Raw genomic sequence first — 9,668 nt, 5'->3', positions numbered from 1 at the left:
GACCTCTCCCCGAAGGGGAGAGGTATAGCACAGCGACTGCCACACCATGACCACCCGTATCGACGCACGTTTCGCCGAGCTGAAGCAGCAGGGCCGCTCCGCCTTCGTCACCTTCGTGATGGCCGGCGATCCCGACGAAAAGACCTCGCTCGACATCATCAAGGCGCTGCCGAAGGCCGGCGCCGATGTCATCGAGCTCGGCATGCCCTTCACCGATCCGATGGCCGATGGTCCGTCGATCCAGGCTGCCGGCCTGCGCGCGCTCAAGGGCGGCATGACGCTGAAGAAGACGCTGGAGTTGGTCCGCGGCTTCCGCAAGGACGACAACGCCACGCCGATCGTGCTGATGGGTTACTACAATCCGATCTACATCTACGGCGTCGACGCGTTCCTGACTGACGCCAAGGCGGCCGGGGTTGACGGCCTGATCATCGTCGACCTGCCGCCGGAGGAAGACACCGAGCTTTGCATCCCCGCGATGAAGGCCGGGCTGAACTTCATCCGCCTGGCGACGCCGACCACCGATGACAAGCGGCTGCCGGCCGTGCTCGCCAACACCTCGGGCTTCGTCTACTACGTCGCGGTGACCGGCATCACCGGCAGCGCGGCAGCCGATTCGAAAGTGGTCGGCGGGGCCGTGCGACGCATCAAGCAGCACACCGCGCTGCCGGTCTGCGTCGGCTTCGGCATCCGGACGCCGGAAGCCGCGCGTGCGATTGCCGAGAACGCCGATGGTTCCGTGGTCGGCACCGCGCTGGTCGACGCCCTCAAGGGTAGCCTCGATGCCGAGGGCCGTGCGACAGCCAGGACGGTAATCGCGGTGGCCGATCTGGCCTCCGCGCTGGCCCAGGGCGTCCGGGGCGCCAAGCAGGCGGCCGAATAAGCCACAATTTGCGACCACAAGGCCACTGGCGGCGGCTTGCCGGGTCTTGCCTTGCCCGCCATATATCCACCTGCGGAACCGACCCGCACTCGGAGCGAACCATGAACTGGCTCACCAATGTCGTCCGGCCGAAGATCCGCAACATCCTGCGCCGCGAGACGCCGGAGAATCTCTGGATCAAGTGCCCAGATTCCGGACAGCTCGTGTTCTACAAGGACGTCGAGGCCAACCAGTTCGTCATCCCCGGCTCGAACTACCACATGCGCATGGGCGCGGTGGCGCGGTTGAAGTCGGTCTTCGACAACGAGACCTGGTTCGACGTCGCGCTGCCCGAAGTCACGGCCGACCCGCTCAAGTTCCGCGACGAGCGGAAGTATGTCGACCGCATCAAGGATGCCCGGGCCAAGACCGGGCTGAACGACGCGGTCAAGGTCGGCTACGGCAAGCTCGAGGGCGCCGCCGCCGTGGTCGCGGTGCAGGATTTCGATTTCATGGGCGGCTCGCTCGGCATGGCGGCCGGTGAAGCGATCGTGCGCGGGCTCGAGCTCGCGGTGGAGAAGAGATCGCCCTTCATCGTATTCGCCGCGTCCGGCGGCGCGCGCATGCAGGAAGGCATTCTGTCGCTGATGCAGATGCCGCGCACCACGGTCGGCGTGCAGATGCTGCGCGAGGCGCGGCAGCCCTACATCGTCGTGTTGACCAATCCGACCACCGGCGGCGTGACCGCCTCCTATGCGATGCTCGGCGACGTCCACATCGCCGAGCCCGGTGCGCTGATCGGCTTTGCCGGCGCGCGCGTCATCGAGCAGACCATTCGCGAGAAGCTGCCGGACGGTTTCCAGCGCGCCGAATATCTGCGCGAGCACGGCATGGTCGACATGGTCGTGCACCGCCACGACATGAAGGCGACGCTGGCGCGGCTGTGCCGCCTGTTCACCAAGTCGCCGGCGCTGGAATCCGCCGCGAAACCTGCGGCGGCCGTCGCCGAGCCGGCCCAGATCGTCACGGCACCGGAAACCGTGCCGGCCGCGCCGCACGCGTGACCGCAAGCGACGCCCCATCGCAGCCCTCGTTCGAGGCGTTGATCGCGCGGATCTCGGCGCTGCATCCGAAGCGCATCGATCTCAGCCTCGATCGCATGCGCGGCCTGATGGAGCGGCTCGACCATCCCGAGCGCAAGTTGCCGCCGGTGATCCATGTCGCCGGCACCAACGGCAAGGGCTCGACCATTGCCTATCTGCGCGCGATCCTGGAGGCCGCCGGCCTCAAGGTGCACGTCTTCACCTCGCCCTACCTCGTGCGGATCAACGAATGCTACCGGCTCGGTGCCGCCGGCGGCGGCAAGTTCGTCGGCGACGATGAGCTCCGCGCGACGTTCGAGCATTGCGAGCGCGTCAACGCTGACAATCCCATCACCATCTTCGAGATGGAAACGGCCGTCGCGTTCACCCTGTTCGCGAAGCATCCCGCCGATGTCGTGCTGCTCGAGGTCGGCCTTGGCGGCCGGCTGGATTCGACCAATGTGGTCGAGGCGCCGCTTGCTTGCGTGATCGCGCCGGTCAGCATGGATCACATGGAATTCCTCGGCGACAATCTGACCTCGATCGCCGGCGAGAAGGCGGCGATCATCAAGCACAAGGTGCCGGTGATCTCGGCCGAGCAGGCGCCGGAGGCGATGGCGGTGATCGAGGCGCAGGCGAGCCGGATGCGCGCGCCGCTGCACGCCGCCGGCCAGCAGTGGCATGTCAGCGTCGAGCGCGGACGGCTGGTCTATCAGGACGAGCGCGGCCTGATGGATCTCGCTGCGCCAAAATTGTTCGGCCGGCACCAGTTCGACAATGCCGGGCTCGCGATCGCCACGTTGCGCGCAATCGATACATTCAAGCTCAACATGTCGGCCTATGAGAGCGGCATCGTCAGTGCGGAGTGGCCGGCGCGGATGCAGCGGTTGGCGTCCGGTACGCTCGTCGCGCAGGGCCCGCAGGGCAGCGAGATCTGGCTCGACGGCGGGCACAATGCCGAAGGCGGCCGTGTCGCGGCGGCTGCGCTCGGCGATCTCGAGGAGCGCGTATCACGGCCGCTGGTCATCATAACAGGAATGATGGCCAACAAGGATGCCGATGCCTTCCTCGCCAATTTCGCCGGACTGACCCGCCACATCATCGCGGTCCCGGTGCCGGGCCGCGAGAACGGCATGGCGCCCGACCGGCTGGCCGATGCCGCGCGTGCGCTCGGCATGCGGGTCGAGATCGCGAACGGCGTCGACGCGGCGTTGCAGCGACTCGCCACGCTCGCCTACGAAGTGCCGCCGCGCATCCTGATCACCGGCTCGCTCTATCTCGCCGGCCCGGTGCTCGCCGCAAACGGCACGCCTCCTACATAGGCATCCGCTGCATCCGGGCTACAAGAGAATGATCATGCGTTTTGCTGCCATCGCCGACATCCACGGCAGGCCCGCGGCACGCTATGCGATCCTGCAACAGTCCGGCGGCGATTGGGACATGACTTTCCGCCATGTGCCGTACGATCACGAAGCGATGGCGGCACTGGCGCGGCAGCACGGCCATCCCAAACAAAGAGCTAACGCGCGATGACTATTAACACGATCTCATCGCGCTTCAGCGGATGTGCGCCTCGTCCGATACGCCGACATGCTCGCGATAGACCATCTCCCAGCCCTTCCAGCCGGTGAACAGCAGAATCAGGACCACGATCAGCGACAGCGTCAGGCCGGTCGGCACGATCGCGGATGCGCCATGCTCGTAGCGCGAATACCAGTTGTACAGTTCGAGCAAGACCGCGGTGACATTGCCGCCGGCATGTTGCCATGCATCGGACAGGTGGCGGACCTGATCGTCTCCCAGGAGATCGATCACGCCGGCAACCGCGGCGAGCGCCGCCATGATCAGGCCGACACCCAGCAGCCAGAGCGAGGCGTTGACCCAGAAGTCGGTGCCCGTTTTCCAGAATGCGAGGTCGGCCACGAAGGTCAGAACGAAGCAGGCAACCGGAAATGGAATCAGCATCGGATGAATGGGATGTCCCGCGACCTGCGCGGTTGATCTTGGGTTCGTCATAGGTCCCTCCTCGGGCCATTTGAGACCTCAACTTGGGCCGTTTGTCCGGGTTCCTATGTGGCAGAGATCAACGATGCGACCCATTGGCAGCATCCGGGCTACGGGTGCTCCGGCTATGGCTTCAGCAGCTTCATCGGATCGGCGGCCTTCTGCTTCAACTGCTCGAAGCTGCATTGCTTCGGCGCCTTGTCCGGGCGCCAGCGCAGGATCGAGGTGCCGTGGCGGAAGCGGTCGCCGCTGAAATGGTCGTAGCAGACTTCGATCACGAGTTTCGGCTTCAGCGGGCACCATTGCGCTGAACGCTCGGTCGACCATCGGCTCGGGCCACCCGGCGCATTCCCGGTAAAGCCGGGCTTGGCGATCAGCGGCTCGAGCTTGTCGGTCAGCGCCGGCTTGTCCTGCTGCTTGATCGCGGAGGTGAAGCCGACATGGTGCAGCAGGCCGTCGTCGTCATAGAGGCCGAGCAGCAGCGAGCCGACCACCTTGCGGCCGCCGATGCGGTTGGTGGCGTAGCGGAAGCCGCCGACCACGCAGTCGGCGCTTCTGAATCGCTTGATCTTCTGCATGCCGTCGCGATTGCCGGCTTGGTAGGGCAGGTCGAGCCGCTTGGCGATCACGCCGTCAAACCCGCCACCCGATCGTGCCAGCCATTTCTGCGCGACCGCGTAGCTGGTCGTGGCCGGCGATAACCGAAAGCCGGGACTGGATTTCAACTGCGACCTGGCGAATGCCTCGAGCTCGGGGCGGCGCTCACGCAGTGGCAGTCCCGACAGCTTCTTCTTGGTCGGCGATACCAACAGATCGAACACCAGGAACAGCGCCGGCGTCTCCTGGGCAAGCCTCGTCACGCGGCTCGCGGCAGGATGGATTCGCTGCAGCAGGTCGTCGAATGAAAACGTGCGGCCGTGCGGGACGACGATCTCGCCGTCGAACAGGAACGATTGCGCCCTGAGGTCCAGCGCGGCCGTGACCAGCTCCGGAAAATAGCGGCCGAGCTGCTCGCCGGATTTGGAGCGCAGGCCGACCTTGCTGCCGTCGCGTTGCAGCAGGCAGCGGAAGCCGTCCCATTTCGGCTCGTACTGCCACTCCTTGCCGCGCGGAATGGCCTCGACCGAGCGCGCTTCCGCCGCGACGAGCGACGTGGATCGAGAAGCGGATTTCTGGCGGGCAGACGGCAACGGCTGCGACCTTCTTGCGCAAGACACGTCATGCCAACGCAGAGGGCCGGCGAATCCGCCGATTGTTGTTCGAAAATATTCTGAACGGGCTACAAACGAGGGCCACAAACAAAACGGCCGGCTGATCGCCGGCCGTCTCACAATCAGCTAATTCGAAGCGGGATCAGACCGCAGCGGTGATCCACTGCTGCAGCTTTGCCTTCGGCGCGGCGCCGACCTGACGCGAGGCCATCTCGCCGCCCTTGAAGATCATCAGGGTCGGGATTGACATCACGCCGTATTTCGACGCGGTCTTCGGGCTCTCGTCGACGTTGAGCTTCACGATCTTGACCTTGTCGCCCATCGCGCCGGAAATCTCATCGAGAGCGGGTGCGATCATGCGGCACGGGCCGCACCATTCGGCCCAGAAATCGACGACCACCGGCCCGGTCGCCTTGAGCACCTCGGCTTCGAAATCGGCGTCAGAAACCTTGCCAACGGCCATGGAAGTACCTCGTTCGGTTGAGACAAAGGGCGCGACCTTAGAATCGCGCCCGGGAGCATGGGTCAAACCTATGAACGCCCCCTTGCCGGGTCAAGCTTGCTCACACTGAGCTGACCTTATGGCAGGGCAGCGTCCAGCGCGGAGGCAGAAATCTCCATGATTTCAGCGGTTTCGGTCCACAGCAGAGCGGCGTGGATGAGCCGATGGGGATAAAGCGTGGCGAGCACCGCGCGGTACAGCGCAAGCTGCCGGACATAGCCCTTGGGAGCCTCGGCGGCGGTCTTCGGCGGGGCGTAGTTGGTCTTGAAGTCGACGATCAGGACGTCGTCCGGCGTCACCACCAGCCGGTCGATCTGGCCGGAGACCAGCGTCTTCGGCTGGCCCGGCCGCTCCAGCCGCCCGACGATCGAGACCTCGGCACGGCTGCCGGGCCCAAACACCGGCGCGAAGCGCAGGTCGACGATCAAGGCGAGCACCTGCTGGGCCAGCGCCATGCGCTCCGCCTCGCTCCAGCCGTCGGCATTGCGCGCGAGATAGGCGAGCGCGGCGTCGCGGCGCCGCTCGGCGGCGACATCTGGCAGCGACTGCAGCAGGCGATGCACCAGCGTGCCGCGCTGCAGGGCGCGGGCGCGCAGCAGCACGGATTCGCCGGTCCGCACAGGATGACCGTCCGCATCGGCGGGATCGGACGGACGCAGCAGGCTCGGTGCCGAAGCCTCAGGCGCGGCCGGAGCGCGCAGCCACGCCGGCAATGCGACGGGTGCTGCGGCCGACGCCACTGCCGCGCCGGCGAGATCGGCGACGTCGTCCGGCCGCGAATAACGCATCACCTTGCCGGCCGGCGTCTCGAGCTCCTCGAGTTTCAGTCCGGCACCGGCCAGCCCCCTGGTGATCAGATCGTACCAGCAGGATTTCCGCACATTGTTCATGTTGCCGGGCATGCAGCCGCCGACCACAAGCCTATCGGCGGCGCGGGTCATCGCGACATAGAGCAGGCGGCGATATTCGTCCTCGGTATCGCCCAGCATCGCCTTGCGCGCGTCGGCGACGGGCAGCGGATCCTCGGCCTTCTTGCCGGCCCACACCACGACGCCGGGTGCATGCGGCGCCGCGTTGCCCTGCGGCAGATGGATCAGCCGCAGCCGCTGCGTGTCCGAGGGCGAGGTCGTGGTGTCGACCAGGAACACCACCGGCGCCTCGAGGCCCTTGGCGCCATGCACGGTCATGACGCGGACCTCGTCGCGCGAAATCTCCATGTCGCGCTTCACCTCGGTGTCGGCAGCGCGCAGCCAGGCGACAAAGCCCTGCAGCGAGGCCGGTGCCTTGCGCTCATAGCCCAGCGCGAGCTCGAGGAATTCATCGAGCGCGTCATTGGCCTCGTGCCCGAGCCGGCGCAGGATCCGCGCGCGGCCGCCGTCGCCGCCGAGCAGCCAGGCGTAGAACGCGAACGGCGTTTCCTGGGTGAAGCGCCGCTCGCATTGTTCGAGCCGATGCAGCGCGGCGGCGAACCGCGCGTCGGTCGCGGCCTGCGCGCCAAGCGACTCGCGCAGCGTACTGCGCCGGTTGTGCGCCAGCTTAAACAGATCGTCGTCGTCGAGGCCGAATAGCGGGCTCTTCAGCGCCACCGCGAGCGCGAGATCGTCCTGCGGCAGCAGCAGCGCGTCGGCAAGGTTCATCAAATCGATGATCGCGATGTGCTCGGTCAGCTTCAGCCGGTCGGCGCCGGCGACCGGGATGTTGGCGTGCTTCAGCGCCTGAATCACCGCGTCGAAGGCGTTGCCGCGCCGCCGCACCAGGATCAGCATGTCGCCATAGCGGAGCGGCCGACGCGAACCTGCGCTGCCGGTCATGGTGCCGCTGGTGACGAGGTGCTTGATCTCGGCCTGGATGCGCCGTGCCAGCTTCACCTCGGGGCTGGTCACCGAGACGCCGTCGAACGGCGCGCGCCAGCCCTCGATGTCCTGGCGGTCGTCGGCCACCGCAAGATCCCAGAGCTCGACCGTGCTGGGGCCGGCATCGGCCATCGCATTGTGGATCGGGTAGCCGTTCTCGACGGCATGGATGCTGCGGAAGATCTCCTGCTCGCGGAACACGTGGTCGACCGAATGCAGGATCACCGGTCCCGAGCGGAACGAATAGGTGAACGACACCGGATCGAACTTCAGCCCGGCCTCCTCGAACCGCCGCCGCAGCTCGCGCCGGCGCAGGTCGAACTCGCGCGGTGCCGCACCCTGGAACGAGAAGATCGACTGCTTCTCGTCGCCGACCGCGAACACCGTGCGGACCAGGCCGTCGCGCGCGCCGGCGCCGGAGGTGAACTCCGAGATGATATGCGCGACGATGTCCCATTGCCGCGGGCTGGTGTCCTGCGCCTCGTCGATCAGCACGTGATCGACACCGCGATCGAGCTTGTAATGCACCCAGCCCGAGGAGACTCGGTCCAGCATCTCGAGCGTCTTGTCGATCAGGTCGTCATAGTCGAGCAGGCCACGTTCCAGCTTCTCGCGCCGGTAATTTGCCGCCGCAGCGGTCGCGATATGGATAAGGGCCTCGGTGCGGTCACGCGTGACCACGGCGCGGCGGCGCTCGATCAGCGGCTGGATGCGGCGCGTTTCCGCCTCGAACATCCGGCCGATCGCCGGGTTGCTGTCGGCAAACTTCTTCGTCACCACCGACTTGCGCGGCGTGCGATCCGCATCGGTCAGGAAAACGGCAAGATACGCATCGACCTGTGCGGCGCCGGTGAACACCAGCGCTTCGCGCAGCCGTGCCGCCTGGTCCTGGTCGGACTTGCTGCCGGTGTCGAGAACGGCGGCGATCTCCTCCCAGCCCGTACGCTTGAGATAGAGCCCGTCGACGATCTCGCGCTCGACATCCTCGATGCGATCGTCGGAGGACACGCCGAGCGCGGCCGACATCTGCGCCGCGGCGGCAGCCGCACTGCCGGCAGTATCGGTCCAGGCCATGAAGTGATCGCGGCTGAGGCAGGCCTCGCGCACCACGTCCTTGAAAGTAACGTCGGCGGCGCTCGCCATCGCCGTCATCAGCGCGCGGCCGATCGGACTGTCCGGATTGCGCGACGCCTCCAGGAATACCGCGAGATTGGCGCGCTCCATCATCTCGGTCTGGTCGCGGTCATCGAGCACGGCGAAGCGCGCCGGCACGTTGGCCTCGAACGGGAACTGCTGCAGCAGCCGGGTGCACAGCGCGTGGATGGTCTGCACCTTCAGCCCGCCCGGCGTCTCCAGCGCGCAGGCGAACAGCTTTCGCGCCTCCTTTCGGAGTTTGGCGTTCGGATACGCGATGCCGGCCTCGCGGATCGCGGCATCGAGCGCTTCGTCGTCGAGCGTCACCCAATGGCCGAGCGTCGTGAACACGCGCTCGGCCATGTTCGCCGCGGCAGCCTTGGTGAAGGTGATGCAGAGGATCTTTTCGGGCGGCACGCCATCGAGCAGCAGGCGGATCACGCGCTGCACCAGCACATGCGTCTTGCCCGAGCCGGCATTGGCCGACACGAAGGTCGACGCTCTGGGATCGGACGCGCGGGCCTGCGCGTCGCGCACCTGCGGCGGGATCGGTCGGAGCGCCTTCACCATTCCTCGATCCCCAGGCCGCCGGCGGCGGACCATTCCTTGATCCGCGCGAGATCGTCATAGGCGCCGTAGCGGTTCGCCCACATCGACAGGTTCAGCGAGGTGTAGGCCTGGCCCTCATCGTCGAAGGCGCGGATCAGCGCCTCCAGCTTGCGCCGCGCGCTGTCCGCGGCTTCGTCCGGCGGCTGCGGCGTGTCGTTGTTCTTGATCTTCAGTTCCAGCGAACGCTGCTCGCCCGGCGGATTGTTGCCGCTCAGCCTGACATAGACCAGTTCGCCGACCGAGGAGTTTGCCGGGATTTCCGCAAACCCGCCCTCGCGCAGGATCGCGGCCTCCAGCGTGAGCTGCGGCGACAGGCCCATGCGTACCTGCTTGCCGGTCGGCGGCTGCCCGGTCTTGTAGTCGAGGATCGCGAAGCTGCCGTCATCGCGCCGCTCGATGCGGTCGGCGCGG

At 66.6% G+C, this 9,668-nt stretch carries 8 protein-coding genes and 1 pseudogene; 4 read left to right on the top strand and 5 right to left on the bottom strand.

What is annotated here, in order from left to right; translation table 11 throughout:
* The first annotated feature begins 46 nt into the window (after window positions 1-46).
* The 4 genes and pseudogenes from trpA to J6500_RS31185 all read left to right on the top strand — a co-directional run.
* Window positions 47-883, top strand: a complete 837-nt coding sequence (gene trpA / locus J6500_RS31200; RefSeq protein WP_225716538.1) for a tryptophan synthase subunit alpha — start codon at window positions 47-49, stop codon at window positions 881-883.
* 101 nt (window positions 884-984) lie between these two features.
* Complete coding sequence (gene accD / locus J6500_RS31195; RefSeq protein ID WP_225716537.1) at window positions 985-1,926, top strand: acetyl-CoA carboxylase, carboxyltransferase subunit beta; 942 nt, start codon at window positions 985-987, stop codon at window positions 1,924-1,926.
* Between the two features lie 95 nt (window positions 1,927-2,021).
* Entirely contained in the window at window positions 2,022-3,266 is a 1,245-nt protein-coding gene (locus tag J6500_RS31190) for a bifunctional folylpolyglutamate synthase/dihydrofolate synthase (RefSeq protein ID WP_225716539.1), read from the top strand.
* Window positions 3,267-3,330: 64 nt separating this feature from the next.
* Window positions 3,331-3,477: pseudogene (locus tag J6500_RS31185) on the top strand (metallophosphoesterase family protein); the annotation flags it as partial.
* Between the two features lie 24 nt (window positions 3,478-3,501).
* Here the strand turns inward: J6500_RS31185 and J6500_RS31180 are convergent.
* From J6500_RS31180 to J6500_RS31160, 5 genes are all read right to left on the bottom strand, one after another.
* The gene (locus J6500_RS31180; protein WP_225716536.1) at window positions 3,502-3,960 is read right to left on the bottom strand and encodes a DUF2231 domain-containing protein; all 459 of its coding nucleotides are present in this window, start codon (window positions 3,958-3,960) and stop codon (window positions 3,502-3,504) included.
* 113 nt (window positions 3,961-4,073) lie between these two features.
* Entirely contained in the window at window positions 4,074-5,138 is a 1,065-nt protein-coding gene (locus J6500_RS31175) for an ATP-dependent DNA ligase (RefSeq protein WP_225716535.1), read from the bottom strand.
* 163 nt (window positions 5,139-5,301) lie between these two features.
* Complete coding sequence (gene trxA, locus J6500_RS31170; protein ID WP_016847387.1) at window positions 5,302-5,622, bottom strand: thioredoxin; 321 nt, start codon at window positions 5,620-5,622, stop codon at window positions 5,302-5,304.
* Between the two features lie 116 nt (window positions 5,623-5,738).
* On the bottom strand, window positions 5,739-9,218 hold the full coding sequence (gene addA / locus J6500_RS31165) for a double-strand break repair helicase AddA (protein ID WP_225716534.1): 3,480 nt from the start codon (window positions 9,216-9,218) through the stop codon (window positions 5,739-5,741).
* Window positions 9,212-9,668, bottom strand: a 457-nt coding sequence (locus J6500_RS31160) for a PD-(D/E)XK nuclease family protein (protein WP_225716533.1), incomplete at its 5' end; no start/stop codon positions are given. The genes addA and J6500_RS31160, both read right to left, overlap by 7 nt.

This window comes from Bradyrhizobium semiaridum (genome assembly GCF_020329505.1).
GTDB lineage: Bacteria > Pseudomonadota > Alphaproteobacteria > Rhizobiales > Xanthobacteraceae > Bradyrhizobium > Bradyrhizobium semiaridum.
This window is presented reverse-complemented; position numbering and strand designations above follow the sequence as displayed.